Raw genomic sequence first — 24211 nt, forward strand, 5'->3', positions numbered from 1 at the left:
TCGCGTGAATTCACATGAACCTGTTGCTCGACGCTCTCGCTTCGGCAGCTCTCGACACGGAAAGGGCGGCGCACAAACCTCTCGCCACCCCCAACTCTCTCTCGCCGGAATTGCCTAACGCTTCGTCAGCCTCTTTGTCGCGGCGGATGCAGGTGTAGTGCCAACAGCGATTGCGCGGATTCATTCCTGACGCGTCTGTTATGCCTGCGGCCGCCTCTGGGCCAAAGTGCTACAAGACCGTTAAGCCTCGATTAACCCTGTTTTTGCCGCCAAACCTAGGATTTGGCGAGTCTTTTAGCGGTTCCAGCCGTGGCCGTCCGCATGTTTCTTTCATCACATGCTCTTCTGGAGCCGGCCCGACAGCTCGCCAAAACCCTCGATCAGGGCCTCGGTACCGTCGACTTCACCTATCCGAGCCTTGACGTCACGCAGCCACGCCAAATTGGCCTCGCTGGGATCCTCCCCCAAGGCCAGCTCGGCGTCTTTCAGCTCTCTAAGTAGTGAATGCCATTGCCGATGCAAGGCAACCAGCTGGTGCCAGGTGGCAAGAACGTCGTCCCTCGCCGCGCCCTCGCGGGCGGCCCACACCGCCTGGGTCGTGATGACATTCTCAACCCTTTGAAGAGTTTGAGAAAATCCGCCCTTTTCGAGGTCGCCGCGCATCTTTTCGGCCTGCTCGCCGGGGTCCGGCGAATGGTGATGGTCGTTGGCAAAGGCGGCGATGATGCCGGCCCGGAGCCTATGGGCCTCCGGATGGGCCAGCTCCAGGGCGGCGACCTCCTCCAGATGCTCGTGCAGCAGCCAGGGGTGGTTGATCAGGCATTGCAGGATCAGCGCCTCCCGGCGGGAGATGGCGCTGCGCTGGCCTCGCAGGATCGGGCTTGCCGCCAGCTGCGGGCTCGCCGCCTGGTAGGGGCCGGAGGGCAGCGGGGCCGGACCCGGAGCGCCGCGGCGGCCGCCGAAGCCTTGTCCACCGAATCGATTCGCCCCGCCTCGCGGCTGGAACGGGCGGCCGCCACCGGGGCGGAAATTGCCCCGGCCGCCAAAGCCGCGCCCACCTTCGGGCGCGAAGGTGCGCTGCAGCCGCTCGACGAAGTCGTCGCGATAATAGCGCCGCACCACCTCGTCGCGAATGCCGTTGGTGAGCTCCCTGATGCGGGCCTCGAGCGCGGCGCGCCGCTCGGGCGTGGCGAAATTGCCGCCTTCGAGCTCGCGCGACCAGATCATGTCGGCGAGCGGACGGGCGGCGGCGATGACCTCCTCGATCGCGCCGCGCCCGCCCGAGCGCACGAGATCATCGGGGTCCTGCCCTTCCGGCAGCAGCGCAAAGCGAAGACTCTTGCCGGGCGCGAGGAACGGCAAGGCAAGGTCCGCAGCACGATAGGCCGCCTTCTGTCCGGCGCGGTCGCCGTCGAAGCAGAGGATCGGCTCGTCCGCCATCTTCCAGAGCAGCGCGAGCTGGCTTTCGGTGAGCGCGGTGCCGAGCGGCGCGACGCTGCCGGCAAAGCCCGCGGTGACCATGGCGATGACGTCGACATAGCCTTCGACCACGATCAGCGGACTGCCGTCATGGGTGGCTTTGCGCGCGGTCTGGTGGTTGTAGAGATTGTCGCCCTTGTGGAAGAGCGGCGTCTCCGGCGAATTCAGGTATTTGGCCGGAACGTCCTTCTCCAGCGCACGCCCGCCGAAGGCGATGACGCGGCCGCGCAGATCGGTGATCGGAAATATCACGCGATCACGGAAGCGGTCGTAAGGAACGGGGATGTCGTCGCCGCCGATCAGCAGACCGGTCTCGATCATGTCCTCGACGGAGATTCCGAGCTTGCCGAGATGCTCCTTCAGCGCGAAGCGATCGGGCGGGGCATAGCCGAGACGGAACTGCAATTGCGTCGCCGGCGAAATGGCGCGATCGGCGAGATAGCCGCGCGCTTTCGCGCCCACGCGCGAGGCCAGCGTCTCGGCGAAGAATTTCGCCGCGAGATCCATCACCTCATATAGCGAGCGCCGCCGCTGCTCCTCGCGCGCGGCGTTGGGCGTCACCGCCGGCAGCGGCAGGCCCGCCATATTGGCGAGCCGCTCCACGGCTTCCGCGAACGGCAGGCCGTCGGTCTCCATCACGAAGTTGATGATGTCGCCGTGCTTGCCCGAGGAGAAGTCGTGATAAAAACCCTTCTGGTCGTTGACGTAGAAGGACGGCGTCTTCTCCTGCTGGAACGGCGACAGCCCCTTCCACTCGCGCCCGGCCTTCTTCAGCTTGACGCGCTTGCCCACGACCTCGGAGACCGAAAGCCGGGCACGAAGCTCGTCGAGGAACTGGGGCGTGAAGCGCATGGGGCGAGTTTAGCCGAGCGTTTGAGTCGGGCGAAGGATCAGGGATATAGGGACGGCCCGGTCAAAGGCCAGGTTTGTCGGGCTTATCCGCGCTGTTCACAGCCCTCCGTCATTCGGGGCGCCCCGAAGGGGCGAGCCCGGAATCCATCGAGCCACTGGAATGCTGGGAGAAATGGATTCCGGGCTCGCGCTTCGCGCGCCCCGGAATGACGAGCCACTTGAACCGCGCCCGGTTCCACGCTTCCATACCGCCATGTTCAGGACCTTTCGGGGCGGCCAGACCGGGGGTTGGCGGGTGATCTCGCTCTCGCCTGTGACGGGCGAGTCCCTGCCCTTCGTGCCGGCGCTGTCGGTGACCGACAGCGAGGCCGTCTCGTTGCCGCTGGTGCCCTCGCGCAATGCCTGGCGGCTGGTCGGCGTCGCCAGCAGCCTGCGCTACACCGAGCGGGCCGAGAAGCAGCAGCTCGTCGCCGTGCAGGCTGGCCTCGGCCGGCTGGAGGCCACCAGCGCGGCACTGATCCCGATCCGCAAATCGCAGGCCTGGTGGGAGCTGACCCAGGAAGAGCGCCGCAAGATTTTTGAGGACAAGTCGCACCACATTGCCAGCAGTCTTCGTTTTCTGCCCGCGATCGCGCGCCAGCTCTATCATTGCCGCGACCTTGGCGGCCCCTTCGATTTCCTGACCTGGTTCGAATTCGCCCCCGTGCACGCCTCGCTGTTCGAGGAGCTGGTGGCGATGCTGCGGCGGACCGAGGAGTGGAGCTATGTCGAGCGCGAGGTCGACGTGCGCGTGGTGAAGGAAGTGCTGTCGGCATAGAGCATGATCCGGAAAAGTGCGCAGCGGTTTTCCGAGAAGATCACGCTCGAGAATATCTAGCGATCAAGGAAGCGCCCGGACTCGATGCGCGGCAGATCGGTAACCGGCCAATTGTAGACGTAGGTCCAGGCCTTCCCGGTGGTGCCGTCGGGCAGCGTCACCTCGATCATCTGCCGCAGATATTCCGTCGGCTCGGGAAAGCCCTCGCCGCAAGCCTCGTACATGTCGAGCTCGCGCAGGAGCTCGTCCGGCACGCGCAGCTGAAACAGCTCACCATGGACGATGTCCGACGGCGTCTCGGAGAGCAGCAATCCCGGATAGTGCTTCACCAGAACGAGCCGGCCGCGACAGGTGGCTTCACTGATGAATTCCGCATGGGCCGCGAGCAGCCGCGCCATCGGGTGGTCGAAGCCGCGCATCAGGGTGCCGTAAACGAAAAGTCGATCCGAGCTCATGCCGTTCCAACGTTGCGGCATCGGTGCGATACCGCTACTCCGTTTACACAGTTTGTCATTCCATAGGCAAATCAGGATGGCTTTGGATATAGCCGACGCAACCGACCAGCTGCTCGGCGAGGGCGACATTCCGCCCGTGCATGAGGTGAATGCGGCGGGGACATCGCCGTTCCTGCTCACCGCGGACCATTACGGACGGGTGCTGCCGCGCGAGCTCGGCGATCTCGGCGTCGCGGACACCGATCTCGTCAGGCACATCGCCTGGGATATCGGCATCGCCGGCGTCGCCGAGCGGCTCGCCGCGATGCTCGATGCGCATCTGATCGCGCAGCGTTATTCGCGCCTGGTGATCGACTGCAACCGCCCGCCCGGCGTCGCAAGCTCGATTCCCGTGATCTCCGAGGCGACCGCCATCCCCGGCAATGAGGATCTGTCGGCCGCGGCCAAGGAGATGCGCCGGCGCGAGATCTTCGATCCCTATCACCGCCGGATTAGCGCTGCGATCGATGCGCGCATCAGGGCGGGCAGGCCGACGGTGCTGGTGGCGCTGCACAGCTTCACGCCGGTCTTTTACGGCGAGCCGCGGCCCTGGCACATCGGCACGCTCTATCACCGCGACACCGTGCTGCCGCTTCTGATGCTGCAGCATTTGCGGGCCGAGAGCGCGCTCGTCGTGGGCGACAACCAGCCTTATGCGGTGAGCGACATCACCGACTACACGATTCCAATCCACGGCGAGGCGCGCGGCCTCGTCAACACCGGCATCGAGATCCGCCAGGACCTGATCGCCGAAGAGAGCGGCCAGCAGCAATGGGCCGAGCGGCTGGCGCGGATCCTGCGCGAGATCGAGGCCGCGCTGCGCGAGCAGGGAATGAATTAAGCGGTCACTTCGCCCGCGTCAGCGCCAGCCAGATGCCGCCGCCGATCATGAAGCCGCCTGAGATGCGCGACACCATCCGCGTGCGCCGCGCCGAGAAGAATTTTCGGGCGCGCCCCGCGGCAATCGCGTAGAGCGCGTCGGTCATCACCGCCGTCACCATGAAGGTGGCGCCCAGCAGCGCGACCTGCGGGAAATGCGGCTGGCTCATGTCCATGAATTGCGGAATGAAAGCGCCGAAGAACACCAGCACCTTGGGGTTCGACAGCAGCACCAGGAATCCCTGCAGGAAGAAGCCGCCGCGCGGCGGCGGAGGCGGCGCGTCGACATCGACGCCTTCGACCGGCTCCCAGATCAGCTTGATGCCGAGCCAGATCAGATATGCGGCGCCGGCAAAGCGCACCCAATCGAACCAATAGCCCATGGTCGCCATCAGCGAGGTCAGGCCGATCGCAACGATGCCGATGACGATGGCAAGCCCGGCCTGCGCGCCGGCCACGTTAATGAGCGCCGCACGCGTGCCGTGGCGCAAGCCATTGGCGATGACGAGGGTGACGATCGGCCCCGGCAGCAGCGCCAGCGCAATGCAGGCGGCGACAAAGGCGAGGTAGGCTTGCATGGACATCATGGGAGGGACTCGCTGAAGGCGGTTTCGCCGCATTAATGCATGGCGAGCGCTGGAACGGAAGACGCGTCAGTCGCTCCAAGCCGATCCCTTGACATGCAACCATTTAGTTGCCTATTATCGCCGCCATGGATGAGGTCTTCAAGGCGCTCGCGGATAGCTCGCGACGTTCGCTGCTCGACAGGCTTCACGCCAGAAACGGCCAGACACTGAACGAGCTCTGCGAGGGGCTTGCGATGACGCGACAGGCCGTCACCAAGCACCTTGCCATCCTGGAGGAAGCGAACCTCATCACCACCATCAGGCATGGACGCGAGAAGCTGCACTACCTCAACCCGATGCCGATCCATCAGATCGGCGAACGCTGGATCAGGAAGTTCGAGCGCAGCAAGCTCGCCGCGCTCAACGAGCTGAAACGTCAGTTGGAGAACGGCGACGAGTGAGTCCGCTCAACGAAGGATTTGATGCACGATGAACCTCGATCAATTCAAGCCGCTGACCGTCTACACCATCTACATCGCCTCGACGCCCGAGAAGGTGTGGGAGGCGCTGACGTCGGCCGAGTTCAGCCGGAAATATTTTTCCGGCTTTGCGGTGGAGATGGAGCCGAAGCTCGGCGGCAGTTTCGTCGTGCACGCGCCCGACGGCTCCGAGCACATCCGCGGCGAAGTGTTCGAATACGATCCGCCGAGGAGGCTCACGGTGAGCTGGAACGTCAATTGGCCGGACCTCGTGGAAAAGCTCGGCACCACCATCGTCACCTACGAGATCGAGCAGGCCGGCGAAGCCGTCCGCCTCACCCTGAGCCAACGCCACGACCGCGAGCTCAGCGACGACATCCTTTCCGGCGGCCGCACCGGCTGGCCCGCGATCCTCTCCGGATTGAAGAGCCTGCTGGAGACCGGCAAGGCGCCGCATATCGAGATGTCCCCGCCGGTGCGGTTGCTGGAGGCGCTGAAGGCGATGGGGATCAAGGTGCCGTAATTGAAGAAGGACAAGCGTAGGTCGCTTCTTCCCCTCTCCCCTTGTGGGAGAGGGTGGCTCGCCGCGAAAGCGGCGAGACGGGTGAGGGGTCTCTCTCCGCGCACACTTCTCTCAATGAGTCCGCGGAGAGAGACCCCTCATCCGGCGCTTCGCGCCACCTTCTCCCACAAGGGGAGAAGGAAGAGCGCCGACACTAAGCCACCGGCGCCACCAACCGGCGGTACAGATGCCAGGTCGCATGCCCGAGCACCGGCAGCGTGACCACCAGCCCGAGAAAATAGGGCAGCGCCGAGACGATCAGCAGCATCACGATCAATGCGGCCCAACCGATCATCGGCAGCGGGCTCGTCACCACCGCGCGCACGCTCGTCACCATGGCCGTGACGAAATCGACCTCGCGATCGAGCAGCAGCGGGAACGACACCACAGTCAGCGAGAACAGGATCAGCGACAGCACGGCCCCGACCGCATTGCCGATGGCCAGGAACAGCAGGCCCTCGCTGGTCGTCAGCACCACCGTCATGAATTCCTGCAAGCTCGAGAACGAGGCGTTGAGGCCGAGCAGCAGCGCGATCAGGAGCCGCACCTGGTACATCCAGACCACGAAGACGAACAACGTCACGAAGGCCATCCAGCCGATCTCGCTGCGCGAGCGGATCGCGGACCAGATCGCAGCGAACGAGACCGGCTCGCCGCGCTCGCGGCGCCGGCTGACTTCGTAGAGGCCGATCGCAACGAACGGTCCGATCAGCGCAAAACCGGCAGCGAGGGGATAGACCAGGTAGACCATGCCGAAGGCGGTGAGACAGAGCATGATGACGATGCCGCCGGCGGCATAGAGCGCGCCGAAGCAGAGACCGTAGAGCGGCAGCGCCTGGAAATCGCGCAGGCCCTCGACCAGCGCCTCGGCGATGTCGACCGCCGCCACTGGACGCACCACCGGATCGACCTTGCCCGAGATGGACATCAGCTTCCTCCGCACATCGGCGCGATCTTCGTCGCGCGCATGCCGCGATATTAGCGCCGCTGCGCGGCGGCGCAACTTGAAGCCGGCCGGCGCGAAGGGTAGCAGCGAAGGGACGATGCTCGCACGGCGAAATCGTTAGCCTTTCGCGCGATTTTTGCACCGACCGCTATGGACGGGGCAGATGATCGTGCCGCAAATTGCACCTCCGAATACCGCCGCCCGAGAGCCGATCGCCCACCGATGAGCCTGCGTACCCGGTTACTTATCCTCGTCATCGCGGCCATGCTCGTGCCGGCGATTCTGGTCGGGCTGCGCTTCGTGCAGAACCGGACGAGCGAGATCGACGCGGCGCTGGCCAATCTCGCCGCATCCGCCGACGACATCGCCAGCGATCTCGGCGAGAAGATCCAGGGGACTGCCCAGCTTCATTACGGGCTCGCCCGCGCCCGCGACCTCGACACGCGCGACAAGGCGGCATGCTCGGCGTTTCTGTCGGATGTCCGCGAGGAATATCCGCAGTTCACGGGTATCCTGACCATCGATCCGGACGGCAGGCTGTTCTGCGACTCGCTGCGGACCAACCGCACGCTCGACCTGAACGACCGCGGCTATTTCAAAGAGGTCAAGACTCTTCACGGCCTCGTCGCCGTGGAACCGGTGTTCGGCCGCCTCACCGGACTGTCGGTGCTGCAGATCGCCTATCCGGTGCGATCGGATACTGGCGCGCTGAAATTCGTGCTGCTGGCGTCCTTCAACCTGAACAAGTTCGCGGAGTTTCACGACAAGCGGCTGCTCGCCGAGAAGGACATCCTGCTCGTCGACGCCAAGGGCACGGTCCTGGCCGCCCCCAAGCGCGGCGGCTGGAGCGTACCCATCGGCGGCTCCATTGCGGGCTCCGACCTGTTCCGCTTCGCGGCAGATCCCGACGGCGAACCATTCCGGGAGATCGCCGATCGCGACGGCCGCACGCAGATCTGGGGCGTTGCCCGTTCGCCCGCGATCCGCAAGGCCGGACTCTATATCTTGGTGGGGCGGTCCAAGGACGGACTGATCGCGGCAGCGAACCGCCAGCTTTACGAGGACATGGCGATCCTGGCGGTGGCCTCGCTGCTGCTCCTCGCCGGCCTCTGGATCCTCACGACGGTGAGCATCGGACGGCAGGTCGGGCGGCTCGCTGCCATGGCGAAGAGCCTGGGGCACGGCGATCTCAGCGCGCGCATTCCGGAGCCCCACCCGGGGGGCGAGCTCGGCGGGTTGATGACGCTGCTCAACAGCACGGCCGAATCGCTCGAGCAGCAGCGCGCCGCCATCGCCGATCTCAGCCACAAGCTCAGCCAGTCGCAGAAGATGGAAGCCATGGGCCAGCTCACGGGCGGCGTGGCGCACGATTTCAACAATCTCCTGACCGTCATTCTCGGCAATTCCGAGCACCTCGCCGACAGGCTTGCGGGCAACGAGGAATTGCACCGGATCGCCGACGACATTGCGACCGCCGCCGAGCGGGGATCCGACCTGACGCGGAGCCTGCTCGCCTTCGCGCGCAAGCAGCCGCTGCGGCCGCGCGAGATCGACATCGCCGAGCAGGTGACCGGCATGAAGCAGCTTCTGCAGCGGACCCTGGGCGAGCACATCGAATCCAGCTTCACGTTCGCGCCGGATCTCTGGCTCGCCAGCGTCGATCCCGGCCAATTGGCGACGGCCGTGCTCAACCTCGTGCTCAACGCGCGCGACGCGATGCCTGACGGCGGCAAGCTGATGGTCGAGGTGCGGAATGCATCGCTCGGTGAATCCGACCTCGACGTCAACGGCGAGCCGCGGCCCGGCGACTACGTCATGCTGGCCGTGAAGGATACCGGGTCCGGCATGAGCAGCGAGGTGTTGCAGCGCGCGTTCGAGCCGTTCTTCACCACCAAGGAGGTCGGCAAGGGCACCGGCCTTGGCCTCAGCATGGTCTACGGATTTGCGCAACAATCCGGCGGACTCGTGCAGATGCAGTCCGAACCGGGTCAAGGCAGCGTGGTCAGGCTGTTCTTTCCTCGCCTGCCGACGTCGTCGAGCGAGGAGCCGTCACCGGCAGCGCGTGTCGCCGCACCCGAGGGATACGAAACGATCCTCGTCGTCGAGGACGACGACATGGTGCGCGCCTATGTCGAGAACGAGCTGAAGGCGCTCGGCTACCGCGTCATCACGACGGCAAACGGACCCGCGGCGCTGGACGTGCTGCGCCAGTCCGCGGACATCCAGCTGCTGTTCACCGACGTCGTGATGCCCGGCGGCATGTTCGGGCCGGAGCTGGCGAGGCAGGCCGTTCAACTGCGGCCTGGCCTCAAGGTGCTCTTCACGTCCGGCTACAGCCAGGATCCGGTCAAGACGCCCGACGGGATCGACGCGCGCATTCTGACCAAGCCGTTCCGGCGCAAGGAGCTCGCCGCGATGCTGCGCGCGGCCCTCTCGGAGCCGCTGCGCTAGATCAGGACGCGATGGTGAGCTGCAGCGCCACTGCGAGATTAGCGGCGAACAGAGCCGCATCGATGACGAAGATCCGGAGCATCGGGCCCTTCAACACCGGCCAATAGGCCACCCCGACGCGGCCGCCGCGCATCAGCACCGGGACATTATAGGCGAACTGGCTGAAATGGCAGGCGGCAAAGAACAGGAAGAGCGCGAGCTGCGCTTCGACAGGCTGGAAGAAGGACGGACGGGCGGCCAGAAGATAGAGCGACAAGAGCCCGATCGGCAGATTCATGCCGCCGAGGAACGCAACGCTCGCTGCAAGGGTCGGCGCGATCGGATTGCTGCGCTCCTCCCGCGGCAGCAGGATCTTCAACGTGTTGGTTTGCGCGATGCTGAACTGGATGAACGCCCCGACGAACCAGAGCGTGTTGAGGAGCAGGACGATATCCGAAAATCGCATGGTCATTTTCCGTAAAAGGCTTCACTGCGCACCACACGGCCCGCATCGTCGAAGTCCATGAATTCGCTGGCGCGCGTATCGCCCAATTGCCACCACACCGTCAGTCGCGCGATCGCCTCGTCCCAGCTCCAGTCCAGGATCTTCAGGTCGGCGCTTTCGATGTGGCCGTAGGCTTTCCGCCAGTAGGCGCGAATGTTCTCGGCGCCGGTGACGGTCGGAGACCCCGTCAGGGTGAGCGCGAGAGGGCTGCGCATCTGTGCATCGTCGGCGAAATGGGCGACGACCGCGTCGATGTCCACTTTGCGCCAGTTCGCGCACCATGCCGCGACGAAGCTTGCGGCGGCCGCGCGGTCCATTGCCTGTCCGCTCACGACACGGATCCTCCCTTCGGCTTGTGGCCAGGAAGGTGGCAAAGCGCGCGCCTCATGTCAACTATGTTGACTTGAGATTTAGGTCAGTTGTTGTCGGCGATCGCCTCCATCACGCCGATCCATCCCGCCGCACCGCTCGCCCCGGCGCGCGCGAACGCTTCGCGCAGGACCTGGCGCTCGTGGTCCGAGGCCCGTTGCTCGATGCGCCGCCCCGCTTCCGTCAGGCGCAGCAATTTCGAGCGGTGCTGCTCCGGCGCCCGCTTCGAGGTCAGGAGCTTGCGCTCCAGCAGCAGATTGAGCGGCCGGTTGAGGGCCTGCTTGGAAATGCCGAGGATCTCGATCAGCGCGCCGATGGCGATGTCGGGCCGGCGCGCCACAACGTAGAGGATGCGATGGTGCGGACGCGACAGGCCCTGCTTGGCCAGATATGCGTCGGCCTCAAGCGTCATGCCGCGCCAGCCGTAATACATGAGCTCCAGCGCCGTATCGAGCTCGTGCAGCTTTGCAAGCGAGGCGCGGTGAAGCCCCGCGGCTTGAGACGTCTTTGCCATGGTCGGAAGCCAGCCCTTGTAAGAAGTCAGCCTTTGGCCCGCAGCTCGCGGCGCAGCACCTTGCCTGTTGCCGTCATCGGCAGCGTCTCCGTGAATTCGACGAAGCGCGGATATTCGTGCGCGGCGAGCTGCACCTTGACGAAGTCCTGAATCTCGCGCGCGAGCGTGTCGCTGCCGGCAAAGCCCGGACGCAGCACGATCCAGGCCTTGATCGATTCGGTGCGGATCGGATCGGGAATGCCGACCACCGCAGCCATGGCCACCGACGGATGTTTCATCAGCGTGTGCTCGATCTCGGAGGGGCCGACGCGATAGCCGGCGGTGGTGATGACGTCGTCCTCGCGGCTGACGTACCAGAAATAGCCGTCCTCGTCCTGCACGCCGAGATCGCCGGTGAGCAGGAGGTCGCCGGCATATTTCTTCGCGGTCGCCTCCGGATTGCGCCAATATTCGAGCATGGTGACGGGGCACGGCTGGCGCACGCCGATGATGCCGCGCTGCCCCCGCGGCAATTCCTCGCCCTTGTCGTTGACGATGCGGACATCGAAGCCCGGCGTCGCCTTGCCCATCGAACCCGGGCGGATCGGAAACAGGTTCGCGTTGCTGCCGATCACGAGGTTGCACTCGGTCTGGCCGAACACCTCATGCGCGTCGACACCAAACGTCTCGCGCACCCAGCCGAGCAATTCACCCCCGAGCGATTCGCCGCCGGTGAAGATGCTGCGCAGCTTGACGCCGGAATGCTTGACGCCGGCCTGCCGCATCAGCTTCAGCGCCGTCGGCGGCAGGAATACGTTGCGGACGGCAAGATCGGCCATCATCTGCATCGCCGCTTGCGGCTCGAATTTCCGCGCGCGATGGCCGACCAGGGGAATGCCGTGGTACCAGAACGCGAGCAGACCGTTGATGAGCCCGCCGATCCAGGCCCAATCCGCCGGCGTCCACATGAGATCGCCGGGCTTGGGCAAGAAGTTGTGGCACATCTCCACGTTCGGCAGATGGCCGAGCACGACACGATGCGCATGCAGCGCGCCCTTCGGGTTACCCGTCGTGCCCGAGGTGTAGATGATCAGCGCGGGATCGTCGGCCGAAGTATCCGCGCGCGTAAAGTCGGGCGAAGCGGCCTTCACCGCATCCCAGAACGATGTCGTGCCGGCGGGCACGCGCGCGCCGACGATGTAGACGTTCCTCAGCTCCGGCAGGCGGTCGCGGATCTTCGCAAGCTTTTCCCAGCCGGCTTCGTCGGTGACGATCGCCTTGGCCTCGGAGTTCGACAGACGGAATTCCAGCGCGTCCTCGCCGAACAGGGCGAACAGCGGGATCGAGATCAGGGCCGAGCGAAACGCCGCCATGTGCACCATCGGCAATTCCAGCGACTGCGACAGGAACACCGCGACGCGGTCGCCGCGGACTAGCCCGTCCGCCTTCAGCACACTGGCGAAGCGGCGCGACATCTCCGCGATCTCATCGAAGGTGGTGCGGCTGGTGGCGCCGGTGTCGTCGACATAGATCAGCGCAAGCCGGCCGGTGCCGTCGGCATGGCGATCGCAGCACGCCTCCGCGATGTTGAAGCGCGCGGGGATATCCCAACGGAAGTTGCGGACGAGTTCGTCGTAGCTTGCGGCTTCGGTGAGCATGGTATGGTCGTTTCCGGTGTCTTGTTATTATCGTTCAGTCTAGGGCCGCGGGCGCACGGGACAAGTCCCTCGCCGTCATTCTGGGGCGCCCGAAGGGCGAGCCCGGAATCCATCGGGCCACAGGAAATGCCGCTTGATGGATTCCGGGTTCGACGCTGACGCGTCGCCCCGGAATGACGGCGGAGACTCACCGCACCGTCGCAAAAAACTTCCGGACATCGCGCACGAACAGCTCCGGCTGCTCGAAGGCGGCGAAGTGACCGCCCTTCTCCATCTCGCTCCAATGCGTGATGTCATGGAAGTTCGGCTCCATCCAGCGCCGCACCGGCGTGACGATCTCCTTGGGGAACACCGCGACACCCGTCGGCACCTTCACCACCGGCGTGGTGCGGCGCTTGCCAAAGCTCTCCCAATAGAGCCGCGCCGACGAGGTCGCCGTCTGCGTCGCCCAATAGAGCATGACGTTGTCGAGCAGCTCGTCCTTGCTGAAGATGTTTTCGGGGTGGCCATTGCAATCGGTCCAGGCCCAGAATTTTTCCAGGATCCAGGCCGCCTGGCCGCTCGGCGAATCCGTCAGGCCATAGCCGAGCGTCTGCGGCCGCGTCGACTGCTGCTTGGAATAGCCGGAGTCGAGATCGGCGTAGTGCTTGAGGCCGGCCAGCGCCCGCTTCTCCTCTGGCGTCGGCTCGCCCTCGACCTTCGGTGCCGCGTTGAAGGCGAGCGTGATGTGGATGCCGGCGCAATGAGTGGGGTCCTGCGCTCCGAGCGAGGTCGTCACCGCCGAGCCCCAGTCGCCGCCTTGCGCGCCATAACGCGCGTAGCCCAGGCGGTCCATCAGCTTGGCCCAGGTCGCGGCAATGCGATCGACGCCCCAGCCGGTGGTCCCCGGCTTGCCCGAGAAGCCGAAGCCAGGCAGCGAGGGGCAGATCACGTGAAAGGCATCGGCGGGATTGCCGCCATGCGCGGCGGGATCGGTGAGCGGCGCGATCACCTTCTGGAACTCGACGATGGAGCCGGGCCAGCCGTGGGTAATGATCAACGGAAGCGCCGACGGCTCCTTCGCGCGCGCATGAATGAAGTGGATGTCGAGGCCGTCGATCTCCGTGGTGAACTGCGCAAAGCGATTGAGCTTTGCCTCGCGCGAGCGCCAGTCATACTCGTTGGCCCAATAGGTGCAGATCTCCTGGATCCATTTCAGCGGCGCGCCCTGGCTCCAGTCGTCGACCAGCTCGGCCTCCGGCCAGCGCGTGCGGGCAAGCCGTGACTTCAGGTCGGCGAGGATGTCGTCGCCGATGGCGATGCGAAATGGCTTGATGGCGGTCATCGGTTGCTCCCGATTTGTTTCTGCCGGGAGAGTAGACCGAACCTATGCGGCATCAAAGGTGCCCCTTCTCCCCTTGTGGGAGAAGGTGGCGCGAAGCGCCGGATGAGGGGTCTCTATCCGCGTGAACTACTGGGAGAGGATCGCTCGCGGAGAAAGACCCCTCACCCGTCTCGCCGCTACGCGGCGAGCCACCCTCTCCCACAAGGGGAGAGGGGAAGAAGCTAGCCCGACAGCGCTGCCTTCACGAGACCAGACGCCTTGCCAAAATCCATCTGGCCCGCGTATTTCGCGCGCAGCACGGCGATCACCTTGCCCATGTCCTTCATGCCGGCAGCGCCGGTCTCGGCAATCGCATCCGCGATCGCCTTCTTCACGTCATCATCGGACATCTGCTTCGGCAGATACGCCGAGATCACCGCGATCTCCTCGCGCTCCTGCGCGGCAAGCTCGGCGCGGCCGCCCTTGTCGTAGAGCTCGACCGCCTCCTGACGCTGCTTGATCATCTTCTGCAGCACCGCGAGGATGTCAGCGTCCGACAACGGCGGCTTGCCGCTGCCGCGCGCGTCGATGTCGGCGTTCTTGATGGTCGAGTTGACCATGCGCAGCGTGGACAGCTTGCGCTCGTCCTTGGCCTTCATGGCCTCCTTGACCGCATTGTTGATGTCGTCGCGCAGCATCATCGTGATCCCTTCGATATAAACGCCTGATCTAGGCCCTTTGCGGCCGTCGCACAACCTAGCTCCCCAGCCATTCGGTCAGCGCCTGAACCGTCGCCTCCGGCTGTTCGGCTTGCGGCAGGTGCCCGCAGCGATCGAGAATCACGAGCCTGGCGCCGGCGATGCCTTCGGCCATCTCCTTGGAGAAGGCGTTGGGGATGGTGTTGTCGGCATCGCCCGTCAGCACCAGCGTCGGGCATGTGATCGTCGCCAGCAAGGAGCGCGAATCCACCCGTGCGATGATCGCGGTCTGCTGCCGCAGATAGCCTTCGACGCCGACGTCCTCGTCCTGCGCATGCACGAGCCTGAGAATCTCGGCATCGTCGCGCCGCGACGGATGCACGAGCTCCGGAAAACTCTCCTCGCGCACGGCGCGCAGCTCGCCGCGTCTGGCGCGCTCCATCTGAGCGCGGCGGCGCGCGGTGGCCTCCGGCGAGTCGGGCCGCGCCTGCGTGTTGATCAGCGCGAGTTTTGTCACGCGCTCGCTGGCCTGGCGCATGATCTCGAAGGCGATGTAGCCACCCATGGAATGGCCGGCGAGGGCGAAGCGCGGCGGCGCCTCGGCGAGGATGCGGCGGGCGATCGCAACCATGCTGTCGTCGCGGATGTGGTTGGCGACCGTCACCGGCCCGAAACGCCAGAGCGCAGGGATCACGGGCGCATAGATCCGGGCCGAGGACGCCAGCCCCGGAACCAGCACAATGGGGGTGGTCTGGTCCATTATTGCCTCGCAAGCCCAGGAAATTGCCGGAAATTGTGCGTCCGAGCTTAAGGGTGGGAGGAGGCCTGTCAAATATGCAAAAACGCATGTGAATCGGCCCTCTCTCGCTTTGACGTGCACACGCGGGGGGCTTATGAAGCGGGCTCATGACACAACATGACAACGATCCCGCCTGGCCGGACCACAAACCGACCGCGCTCCTCGTGCTTGCCGACGGCACGGTGCTGGAGGGCTTTGGTCTCGGCGCCGAGGGCCACGCCGTCGGCGAGGTCTGCTTCAACACCGCAATGACCGGCTATGAGGAGATCCTGACCGATCCCTCCTATGCCGGCCAGCTCATCACCTTCACCTTCCCGCATATCGGCAATGTCGGCACCAATGAGGACGACATCGAGACGGTGAACATGGCCGCGACGCCCGGCGCGCGCGGCGTGATCCTGCGCACCGCGATCACCAATCCCTCGAACTACCGCGCCACCAAGCATCTCGATGCCTGGCTCAAGGCCCGCGGCATCATCGGCCTCTCCGGCATCGACACCCGCGCGCTGACCGCGCTGATCCGCTCCAAGGGCATGCCGAACGCCGTGATCGCGCACTCGAAGTCTGGCGAGTTCGATTTGCACGGCCTCAAGGAAGAGGCGCGCGAATGGCCGGGCCTCGAGGGCATGGACCTCGTGCCGATGGTGACGAGCGGCCAGCGCTTCACCTGGGACGAGATGCCCTGGGCCTGGGACAAGGGCTTCGGCCGCCAGAACAAGCCCGAGTTCAACGTCGTCGCCATCGACTACGGCATCAAGCGCAACATCCTGCGCCTGCTCGCCGGTGTCGGCTGCAAGGTGACGGTGGTGCCGGCGACGACCCCCGCCGAAGACATCCTGGCGTTGAAGCCGGACGGCGTGTTCCTGTCCAACGGTCCGGGCGATCCGGCCGCGACCGGCAAATATGCCGTGCCCGTGATCCGCGACGTGATCAAATCGGGCACGCCGACCTTCGGCATCTGCCTTGGCCACCAGATGCTGGGCCTTGCCGTCGGCGCCAAGACCAAGAAGATGCATCAGGGCCATCACGGGGCCAATCACCCGGTGAAGGACGAGACCACCGGCAAGGTCGAGATCACCTCGATGAACCACGGCTTTGCCGTGGACGAGACGACGCTGCCGAAGGGCGCGACGCAGACCCACATTTCCTTGTTTGATGGGTCCAACTGCGGCATCCAGCTCGACGGCAAGCCGGTATTCTCCGTGCAATATCATCCCGAGGCCTCACCCGGCCCGCGCGACTCGCATTACCTGTTCCAGCGCTTCGCCGACCTGATGCGGCAGAGGAAGAGGGCGTAAGGCGCGTTCTCCACGGATACTTCACGACAAAAGCCCGGGCTCGCCCCGGGCTTTTCGTCATTCCGGGGCGCGCGTAGCGCGAGCCCGGAATCCATCTGACAACAGACTTTGCAGCGCGATGGATTCTCTGATGCGCAATTGCGCATCATAGCTCGACGCTGCGCGTCGCCCCGGAATGACGGTGGAACGAGGAACGTCGCCGCACGCGTTTGGTTGATCCCTGCTATTCTTGCGCAGGAGCACAGCCATGTCCGTCGTCCGCGACAAGGCCGAGCCGCTCGCCATTGTTTTCGAGGATGACGGGCTCGTGCCGAACAACATCCTTCCGTTCCTGGTCTACCAGGGCGCGGTGAAGCTCGACCCAAAGCGCCCGGAAGAGACCATCGAGAATCTGTTCGAAGCGAACGGCTGGGGCGGGACGTGGCGCAACGGCGTCTACGATTATCTGCATTATCATGCGACGGTGCATGAGGTGCTCGCCGTCGCGCGCGGCAGCGCCCGCGTGCGTTTCGGCGGCGATCACGGCCAGGAGCTTCAGATCAAGGCCGGCGACGTTGCGATCCTGCCCGCCGGCACCGGACATCAATGCATCAAGGCGAGCGATGATTTTTGCGTGATCGGCGCCTATCCGCCAGGCGCAAAAATGGAGATCACGCGCGCAACGCCGGAGAACCATGCGAAAGCGCTGAAGACGATTCCACAAGTGGCGTTGCCGCCCGCTGATCCCGTAACGGGGAAGGACGGCGCGCTGATGCGGCTGTGGCGGTAGCCACACGCGTCGTGCAGTACGGTGGGTTAGCCAAAGGCGTAACCCACCTCTTCTGTTTCCGCGGACAGAGACAGTGGTGGGTTACGCCTTGCAGATGCGCTTCGCGCTTCTGCGAGGCTAACCCACCCTACGCATCCCGTTACGCCTCGTTGCCGCCCTCCTGCCTCGTCGCTTCAAACAGGAACCAGGTGCGGCGCTCGGTCTCGTCGATGAAGTTCTCCAAAATGCTGGCGCTGGCGACGTCGCCGGCCTCGTCGCACACGTCGTGCGCCTTGCGCATCGCGGCAGCGACGTGCTTGTTGTCCTGCATCAGCTCGCGCAGCATCTCGCGCGGCGGGACGTAGTCCTCGTTGTTGTCCTTGATGGTCTGGAGCTTTGCGACCTGGCCGATCGACTTCAGCGTGGTGCCGCCGATCTTGCGGACGCGCTCGGCGAGCTGGTCGGTCGTGGCGAAGATCTGGTCGGACTGCTCGTCGAGCAGCAGGTGGTAATCGCGGAAGTGGCGCCCGCTGATGTGCCAGTGGAAATTCTTGGTCTTCAGATAAAGCGCGAACGCGTCGGCCAGAAGCACGTTGAGCGCCTCAGAGACTTTCTTGACCCCGTCGGGCGACAGATCCGTGGGGGTATCGAGTTCGGGCGAGACCTTGTTGTTGGTTTTGCTCACGGGAGACCTTCCTGTTAGGACGCGGACATTGACGGCGCGCCGCCGCACCCCTAACGCAAGGTGGGCAGCGCGGTTCCTAGATAGGAACCCCTGGGCGGGATACCAATGGACGATTGGATCGATTATTACGACTCGACGCATACGATCTATGTCAGCAAGCTGCATCGCAACTTGCACTTCCAGATCATTGCGCGGGACATCATCGGCTACATCCCCTCGCCCGATGCGACGGTGCTGGACTATGCCTGCGGCGAAGCGCTGTCGGCGAGCCAGGTGGCAGCCGCCTGCGGCATGCTGATCCTGGCCGAGCCCGCGCCGGGCGTGCGCGGCCGGCTGATCGCGCGGTTTGCCCCAAACACCAAGATCCGCGTCCGCTCGCTCGAGGACGTCCGCAAGATGCAGGATCAGTCGATCGATCTCGTCGTGATGAACTCGGTCGCACAATACATGACGCCGGACGAGCTCGATGCGGCGCTATTGAACATCCGCCGCATCCTGAAACCCTCCGGCAAGCTGGTGCTGGGCGACATTCTACAGCCCAATGTCGGCATGGTCAGGGATGTGATGGCGCTGCTCGGGTTCGGCCTGCGTCACGGATTTCTGAAGGACGCGCTGATCGGGCTGATCAGCACCGCGCTGTCGGATTATCGCCAGCTGCGCTCGAAGATCGGACTGCAGCGCTACAGCGAGGACGAGATCACGGCCAAGCTGAAGGCGGCGGGCTTCGCGGTCCAGCGCGCCCACAGCAATATCGGGCACAACCGCTGGCGCATGACCTTCATCGCGAGGCCGCCTCTGGTCCGTTAAGCATAACGATCAGCTGAGGTGGCCTGGCGCATGCCGATCGGGAATAATCCTGATGGCCCGGTGGCGGAAATGTCTACGCGGGGGCGGTGCATCGCTCTTCATCCTGGTTCAAATCCAGGCCGGGTCTCCACGCTTCGCCCCTGCGGGCTACGCGTGGCGCAGCCAGGCAAGACCCCAAGGGGCGAAGCGTGTCCGGCGTAGCTGGAGCGGAGCGGAAGCGGAGACGGACTGCCCGCCCGCCCCGACGATGCCGGCAACGCACCGTCAAACCCCTGAAAATTGGCGGTTGATGGGCGTTTTTCGGGGTTTCGCCGCTCCAAAAACTGGTTTAAGACCCACCCGCGCGCGAGGGAGACCCCGCGCTCTCGCCAAATGGGGACGCGCGGCAAGCGCGCCCTTTTTTTGTGCCCAGATCCCAGCCCGTGAGCGGTGATGCCCAAACGAACCGACATCTCGACCATCCTGATCATCGGCGCCGGTCCCATCGTGATCGGCCAGGCCTGCGAGTTCGACTATTCGGGCACGCAGGCGGTGAAGACGCTGAAGGAAGAGGGCTATCGCATCGTCCTCGTCAATTCCAACCCGGCCACCATCATGACCGACCCGGAATTGGCGGATGCGACCTATATCGAGCCGATCACGCCCGAGATCGTCGCCAAGATCATCGAGAAGGAACGTCAAGTCGTCCCCGGCGGCTTCGCGCTGCTGCCGACCATGGGCGGCCAGACTGCGCTGAACTGCGCGCTGTCGCTGCGCCGCCAGGGCACGCTGGAGAAGTTCGACGTCGAGATGATCGGCGCCACCGCCGATGCCATCGACAAGGCGGAAGACCGCCAGCTCTTCCGCGAGGCCATGACCAAGATCGGGCTCGAGACGCCGAAGTCTCGGCTCGCCAACGCCTCCGAGCTGAAGAAGTCGTTCCGCGAGAAATACCAGGCCGAACGCGCAAAGCTGTCGGGCGCCGCGCTCGAAGAGCTCGACCGGCAGTGGACGCTCGGCGAGAGCGAGCGTCGCAAGCGCTACCAGGAATACGCCTTCGGCCAGGCCATGATGGCGCTGTCCGAGATCGGCCTGCCCGCGATCATCCGCCCCTCCTTCACGATGGGCGGCACCGGCGGCGGCATCGCCTACAACAAGGAAGAGTTCCTCGACATCATCGAGCGCGGCCTTGACGCGTCTCCCACCAACGAAGTGCTGATCGAGGAGTCCGTGCTCGGCTGGAAGGAGTACGAGATGGAGGTGGTGCGCGACAAGAAAGACAATTGCATCATCGTCTGCTCGATCGAGAACCTCGATCCGATGGGCGTGCACACCGGCGATTCCATCACGGTGGCGCCGGCGCTGACGCTGACCGACAAGGAATATCAGATCATGCGCGACGCCTCGCTGGCGGTGCTGCGCGAGATCGGGGTCGAGACCGGCGGCTCCAACGTTCAGTTCGGCGTCAATCCCGAAGACGGCCGCATGGTCGTCATCGAGATGAATCCGCGCGTGTCGCGCTCCTCCGCGCTGGCCTCGAAAGCCACCGGCTTTCCGATCGCCAAGGTCGCCGCCAAGCTCGCGGTCGGCTACACGCTCGACGAGATCGCCAATGACATCACCGGCGGTGCCACGCCGGCGTCATTCGAGCCGACCATCGACTACGTCGTCACCAAGGTGCCGCGTTTTGCCTTCGAGAAATTCCCGGGCGCCTCGACCACGCTGACCACCTCGATGAAATCGGTCGGCGAGGTCATGGCGATCGGCCGCACCTTCCAGGAAAGCCTGCAAAAGGCGCTGCGCGGGCTCGAGACGGGATTGACCGGCCTCGACGAGATCGAGATCGAGGGCCTCGGCCGCGACGACGACAAGAACGCGATCCGCGCCGCGCTCGGCACCCCGACGCCGAACCGCATCCTCCAGGTCGCCCAGGCCATGCGGCTCGGCTGGTCGAACGAGGACATCTTCAACTCCTGCAAGATCGATCCGTGGTTCCTCGCCGAGATGCGCGGCATCGTCGAGATGGAGGAGAAGGTCAGGAAGAACGGCCTGCCTGGCAACGCCTTCGGCATGCGCACGCTGAAGGCCATGGGCTTCTCCGACGCGCGGCTCGCCGTGCTGGCCGAGACGACGGAGGCCGAAGTCAAGGCGAAGCGCCACGCGCTCGGCGTCCACCCGGTGTACAAGCGCATCGACACCTGCGCGGCCGAGTTCGCTTCGCCCACCGCCTACATGTACTCGACCTATGAGGCGCCGTTCGCCGGCCTGCCCGCGGACGAGAGCGCGCCGTCCGACAAGAAGAAGGTCATCATTCTCGGCGGCGGTCCCAACCGCATCGGCCAGGGCATCGAGTTCGACTATTGCTGCTGTCACGCCTGCTTCGCGCTGCATGACGCCGGCTACGAATCCATCATGATCAACTGCAATCCGGAGACGGTGTCGACCGACTACGACACAGCCGACCGGCTCTATTTCGAGCCGCTCACCGCCGAGGACGTGCTGGAGATCATCGCCAAGGAGCGCAGCAACGGCACGCTGCACGGCGTGATCGTGCAGTTCGGCGGCCAGACGCCGCTGAAGCTGGCGCGCGCGCTGGAAGCCGCCGAAGTGCCGATCCTCGGCACCTCGCCCGACGCCATCGACCTCGCCGAGGACCGCGACCGCTTCAAGCGCGTGCTCGACAAGCTGCGCCTCAAGCAACCGAAGAACGGCATCGCCTATTCGGTCGAGCAGGCCCGCCTCGTCTCCGCCGATCTCGGCCTGCCGCTGGTGGTGCGCCCGTCCTACGTGCTCGGCGGCCGCGCGATGCAGATCATCCGCGAGGAGAACCAGCTCAATGATTATCTGCTCGGCACGCTGCCGGAGCTGGTGCCGGCCGACGTCAAGGCGCGCTATCCGAACGACAAGACCGGCCAGATCAACACCGTGCTCGGCAAGAACCCGCTGCTTTTCGACCGCTATCTGTCGGATGCCACGGAAATCGACGTCGACTGCCTGTGCGACGGCAAGGACACCTTCATCGTCGGCATCATGGAGCACATCGAGGAAGCCGGCATCCATTCCGGCGACAGCGCCTGCTCGCTGCCGCCGCACTCGCTCGATGCGGAAATGATCGAGGAGCTGGAGCGGCAGACCCGCGAGCTCGCGCTCGGCCTCGACGTCATTGGCCTGATGAACGTGCAATACGCCATCAAGGACGGCGAGATCTACGTGCTCGAGGTCAATCCGCGCGCCTCGCGCACCGTGCCGTTCGTCGCCAAGGTGATCGGCACGCCGGTCGCCAAGATCGCCGCGCGCATCATGGCCGGCGAGAAGCTTGCCGATTTCAAGCTGAAGAAGGCGGCACTCAAGCACGTCGGCGTCAAGGAATCGGTCTTCCCGTTCGCACGCTTCCCCGGCGTCGACACTGTGCTCGGCCCCGAGATGCGCTCGACCGGCGAGGTCATGGGAATCGACCGCTCGTTTGCGGTCGCCTTCGCCAAGAGTCAGCTCGGCGGCGGCACGCGGGTGCCGCGTAAGGGCACCGTGTTTGTCTCGGTGCGCGAAAGCGACAAGACGCGCATCGCGGATGCCGTGCGCGAATTGCATTCGCTCGGCTTCAAGGTGCTGGCGACCTCGGGCACGGCGCGCTTCCTGACCGACCAGGGCATCCCGACCGAGAAGGTGAACAAGGTGCTGGAAGGGCGGCCGCACATCGTCGATGCCATCACCAATGGCGACGTCCAGCTCGTCTTCAACACCACCGAAGGCCCGCAGGCGCTGGCCGACAGCCGCTCGCTGCGGCGCGCGGCCCTCTTGCATAAAGTGCCATATTACACCACTCTTTCCGGGGCCGTGGCGGCCGCGCAGGGCATCCGCGCCTATCTGGGCGGGGACCTTGAGGTTCGTACCCTGCAGAGCTACTTTTCGGAAACCTGATCGCTAGCGGCAGCGAAGCTTCCGCTAAGTGATTGGCAATGAAGCCACAATGGCCGGAGGAACCGATCCGGCCAGGTGGCAGTTCTGTTCCGGCGCTAAAGCCCATATCTGTCAAGGTCCGGCAGCCCCTCTTTGGGCTCTGGAGGACTGACGAATCAAGGTTGCGGCGCCCATCCGCATTCTGGGGCGCACGATCGAAGGACGAGAGAGACGATGGAAAAGGTTCCGATGACCCAGGCCGGCTTTGTCGCGCTCGGGGAAGAATTGAAGCAGCGCCAGTCCGTGGACCGTCCGCGGATCATCGAGCATATCGCGGAGGCGCGCTCGCACGGAGACCTGTCGGAGAACGCGGAATATCATGCCGCGAAGGAAGAGCAGTCGCACAATGAGGGTCGCATCGCCGAGCTCGAGGACAAGCTCGCGCGCGCCGACATCATCGACATCTCCAAGCTCTCCGGCGACACCATCAAGTTCGGCGCCACCGTGACGCTGGTCGATGAGGACACCGAGAAGAAGACGGTGTGGCAGATCGTCGGCGAGGTCGAGGCGGACGCCAAGAAGGGACGGATCTCGATCACCTCGCCGCTCGCGCGCGCATTGATCGGCAAGAAGAAGGGCGCCACGGTCGAGGTCAACACGCCGGGCGGCGCCAAGGCGTATGAGATCACCAAGGTGGAGTGGCGGTAAGGACTTGCCGCTGCGTCTGCTGACGTTTCGAAAAGGCCGCGCAGTGCGCGGCCTTTTTGGCGTGTTGCTGGAGTTGTGGCGGACACACGTTCTCACCACACGTCATTGCGAGCGGAGCGAAGCAATCCAGTGTCTTTCCGCAGAGGCAGTCTGGATTGCTTCGCTCCGCTCGCAATGACGGAGAGGACCGTGGACTGGTCTTCACCTCTCCCCGTAAGAACGGGGAGAGGGAGAAGACCCTACCGTCGTCCCTTCACCTCGAGCGGCACGGCCGCCTCGTACTTCGAATTGTGCAGCACCAATGACGTGCGCACGTTGCGGACATGCGGTGCCGCCGTCAGATGCGTGACGAAATCCTGGAAGGTCGCCATGTCGGGTGCGACGCATTTCAGGATGAAATCGACCTCGCCGGACAGCATCCAGCATTCCCGCACCAGGGGCTCGGCGCGGACGAACTCCTCGAACGCGCGCAAATCCGCTTCGGCCTGGCTGGACAGGTGCACGGCGGCGAAAACGGTCACGTCGAAGCCCAGCTTGCGTGCGTCCAGGAGGCCGCGATAGCCCTGGATGTAACCCTCCTCCTCCAGCGCCCGGACGCGGCGCAGACAGGGGGGCGGCGAGATGCCGACGCGCTTGGCCAGTTCGACATTGGTGATTCGACCGTCGGCCTGAATCTCGGTGAGAATTTTCAGGTCGATCTCGTCTAGGTTCCGCGACACGTGATTGGAACTCCTGGCCTTTGCGGCGGTATTGGGTGGAC

General features: G+C 64.8%; 23 protein-coding genes. 10 read left to right on the top strand and 13 right to left on the bottom strand.

Annotation, left to right across the window (positions count from 1 at the left end; all coding sequences use genetic code 11):
• Positions 1 to 333: 333 nt before the first annotated feature.
• Positions 334 to 2331 (bottom strand): DNA primase, encoded by a 1998-nt coding sequence (dnaG, locus tag I6F20_RS14825; RefSeq protein WP_225126759.1) that lies wholly within the window; start codon positions 2329 to 2331, stop codon positions 334 to 336.
• Positions 2332 to 2584: 253 nt separating this feature from the next.
• Between dnaG and I6F20_RS14830 the strand changes: the two genes are divergently transcribed.
• Positions 2585 to 3148: a chlorite dismutase family protein gene (locus tag I6F20_RS14830; RefSeq protein ID WP_225126761.1), complete on the top strand. Its 564-nt coding sequence runs from the start codon at positions 2585 to 2587 to the stop codon at positions 3146 to 3148.
• A gap of 56 nt (positions 3149 to 3204) precedes the next feature.
• Here I6F20_RS14830 and I6F20_RS14835 read toward each other — a convergent pair whose 3' ends face one another.
• Positions 3205 to 3603: a gamma-glutamylcyclotransferase family protein gene (locus I6F20_RS14835; RefSeq protein WP_225114069.1), complete on the bottom strand. Its 399-nt coding sequence runs from the start codon at positions 3601 to 3603 to the stop codon at positions 3205 to 3207.
• Between the two features lie 76 nt (positions 3604 to 3679).
• Between I6F20_RS14835 and I6F20_RS14840 the strand changes: the two genes are divergently transcribed.
• Positions 3680 to 4483 carry an N-formylglutamate amidohydrolase gene (locus tag I6F20_RS14840; RefSeq protein ID WP_225126762.1) on the top strand — a complete coding sequence of 268 codons (804 nt, stop codon included), beginning with the start codon at positions 3680 to 3682 and terminating at the stop codon, positions 4481 to 4483.
• Between the two features lie 4 nt (positions 4484 to 4487).
• Here the strand turns inward: I6F20_RS14840 and I6F20_RS14845 are convergent, their stop codons facing one another.
• The gene (locus I6F20_RS14845; RefSeq protein WP_081494564.1) at positions 4488 to 5108 is read right to left on the bottom strand and encodes a LysE family translocator; all 621 of its coding nucleotides are present in this window, start codon (positions 5106 to 5108) and stop codon (positions 4488 to 4490) included.
• Between the two features lie 125 nt (positions 5109 to 5233).
• Between I6F20_RS14845 and I6F20_RS14850 the strand changes: the two genes are divergently transcribed.
• Together I6F20_RS14850 and I6F20_RS14855 are read left to right on the top strand one after the other, a co-directional pair.
• The gene (locus I6F20_RS14850; protein ID WP_036040181.1) at positions 5234 to 5548 is read left to right on the top strand and encodes an ArsR/SmtB family transcription factor; all 315 of its coding nucleotides are present in this window, start codon (positions 5234 to 5236) and stop codon (positions 5546 to 5548) included.
• 28 nt (positions 5549 to 5576) lie between these two features.
• A complete protein-coding gene (locus I6F20_RS14855) occupies positions 5577 to 6089 on the top strand; it encodes an SRPBCC family protein (protein ID WP_036009564.1) in 513 nt (170 codons plus the stop codon).
• A 193-nt stretch (positions 6090 to 6282) separates the two neighbouring features.
• Here I6F20_RS14855 and I6F20_RS14860 read toward each other — a convergent pair whose 3' ends face one another.
• Positions 6283 to 7056, bottom strand: coding sequence for a DUF2189 domain-containing protein (locus I6F20_RS14860; protein WP_036009562.1), 774 nt, complete (start codon positions 7054 to 7056; stop codon positions 6283 to 6285).
• 240 nt (positions 7057 to 7296) lie between these two features.
• Here I6F20_RS14860 and I6F20_RS14865 point away from each other — a divergent pair, with 240 nt between their 5' ends.
• The gene (locus I6F20_RS14865) at positions 7297 to 9525 is read left to right on the top strand and encodes an ATP-binding protein (RefSeq protein WP_225126764.1); all 2229 of its coding nucleotides are present in this window, start codon (positions 7297 to 7299) and stop codon (positions 9523 to 9525) included.
• Between the two features lies 1 nt (position 9526).
• Here the strand turns inward: I6F20_RS14865 and I6F20_RS14870 are convergent, their stop codons facing one another.
• From I6F20_RS14870 to I6F20_RS14900, 7 genes are all read right to left on the bottom strand, one after another.
• Positions 9527 to 9970, bottom strand: coding sequence for a hypothetical protein (locus I6F20_RS14870; protein WP_036030342.1), 444 nt, complete (start codon positions 9968 to 9970; stop codon positions 9527 to 9529).
• A gap of 2 nt (positions 9971 to 9972) precedes the next feature.
• Positions 9973 to 10326 carry a nuclear transport factor 2 family protein gene (locus I6F20_RS14875; protein WP_249784585.1) on the bottom strand — a complete coding sequence of 118 codons (354 nt, stop codon included), beginning with the start codon at positions 10324 to 10326 and terminating at the stop codon, positions 9973 to 9975.
• A 98-nt stretch (positions 10327 to 10424) separates the two neighbouring features.
• Entirely contained in the window at positions 10425 to 10892 is a 468-nt protein-coding gene (locus I6F20_RS14880) for a MarR family transcriptional regulator (protein ID WP_057027726.1), read from the bottom strand.
• A gap of 26 nt (positions 10893 to 10918) precedes the next feature.
• Positions 10919 to 12529 carry an acyl-CoA synthetase gene (locus I6F20_RS14885; RefSeq protein WP_225126768.1) on the bottom strand — a complete coding sequence of 537 codons (1611 nt, stop codon included), beginning with the start codon at positions 12527 to 12529 and terminating at the stop codon, positions 10919 to 10921.
• A gap of 187 nt (positions 12530 to 12716) precedes the next feature.
• Positions 12717 to 13853, bottom strand: a complete 1137-nt coding sequence (locus I6F20_RS14890; RefSeq protein WP_225126770.1) for an epoxide hydrolase family protein — start codon at positions 13851 to 13853, stop codon at positions 12717 to 12719.
• A gap of 221 nt (positions 13854 to 14074) precedes the next feature.
• Positions 14075 to 14530 (bottom strand): GatB/YqeY domain-containing protein, encoded by a 456-nt coding sequence (locus tag I6F20_RS14895; RefSeq protein WP_036009550.1) that lies wholly within the window; start codon positions 14528 to 14530, stop codon positions 14075 to 14077.
• A gap of 58 nt (positions 14531 to 14588) precedes the next feature.
• On the bottom strand, positions 14589 to 15290 hold the full coding sequence (locus I6F20_RS14900) for an alpha/beta fold hydrolase (protein WP_225114075.1): 702 nt from the start codon (positions 15288 to 15290) through the stop codon (positions 14589 to 14591).
• 146 nt (positions 15291 to 15436) lie between these two features.
• Between I6F20_RS14900 and carA the strand changes: the two genes are divergently transcribed.
• Together carA and I6F20_RS14910 are read left to right on the top strand one after the other, a co-directional pair.
• Entirely contained in the window at positions 15437 to 16627 is a 1191-nt protein-coding gene (gene carA / locus I6F20_RS14905; RefSeq protein WP_225126771.1) for a glutamine-hydrolyzing carbamoyl-phosphate synthase small subunit, read from the top strand.
• Positions 16628 to 16874: 247 nt separating this feature from the next.
• Entirely contained in the window at positions 16875 to 17396 is a 522-nt protein-coding gene (locus I6F20_RS14910; RefSeq protein WP_225126773.1) for a cupin domain-containing protein, read from the top strand.
• Positions 17397 to 17535: 139 nt separating this feature from the next.
• Here I6F20_RS14910 and I6F20_RS14915 read toward each other — a convergent pair whose 3' ends face one another.
• Positions 17536 to 18060, bottom strand: coding sequence for a Dps family protein (locus I6F20_RS14915; RefSeq protein WP_036009542.1), 525 nt, complete (start codon positions 18058 to 18060; stop codon positions 17536 to 17538).
• Positions 18061 to 18165: 105 nt separating this feature from the next.
• On the opposite strand from I6F20_RS14915, the gene I6F20_RS14920 reads away from it, so the two are divergent.
• The 3 genes from I6F20_RS14920 (at position 18166) to greA (ending at position 23451) form a co-directional block, all read left to right on the top strand.
• Complete coding sequence (locus tag I6F20_RS14920) at positions 18166 to 18867, top strand: class I SAM-dependent methyltransferase (protein WP_036030319.1); 702 nt, start codon at positions 18166 to 18168, stop codon at positions 18865 to 18867.
• A 432-nt stretch (positions 18868 to 19299) separates the two neighbouring features.
• Entirely contained in the window at positions 19300 to 22764 is a 3465-nt protein-coding gene (carB, locus tag I6F20_RS14925; RefSeq protein ID WP_225126774.1) for a carbamoyl-phosphate synthase large subunit, read from the top strand.
• Between the two features lie 213 nt (positions 22765 to 22977).
• Entirely contained in the window at positions 22978 to 23451 is a 474-nt protein-coding gene (gene greA / locus I6F20_RS14930) for a transcription elongation factor GreA (RefSeq protein ID WP_036009537.1), read from the top strand.
• Positions 23452 to 23690: 239 nt separating this feature from the next.
• Here the strand turns inward: greA and I6F20_RS14935 are convergent, their stop codons facing one another.
• Entirely contained in the window at positions 23691 to 24170 is a 480-nt protein-coding gene (locus I6F20_RS14935) for an Lrp/AsnC family transcriptional regulator (RefSeq protein WP_225126776.1), read from the bottom strand.
• Positions 24171 to 24211: the final 41 nt, after the last annotated feature.

This window comes from Bradyrhizobium sp. IC3123, assembly GCF_020193625.1.
In the GTDB taxonomy this organism is placed as follows: domain Bacteria; phylum Pseudomonadota; class Alphaproteobacteria; order Rhizobiales; family Xanthobacteraceae; genus Bradyrhizobium; species Bradyrhizobium yuanmingense.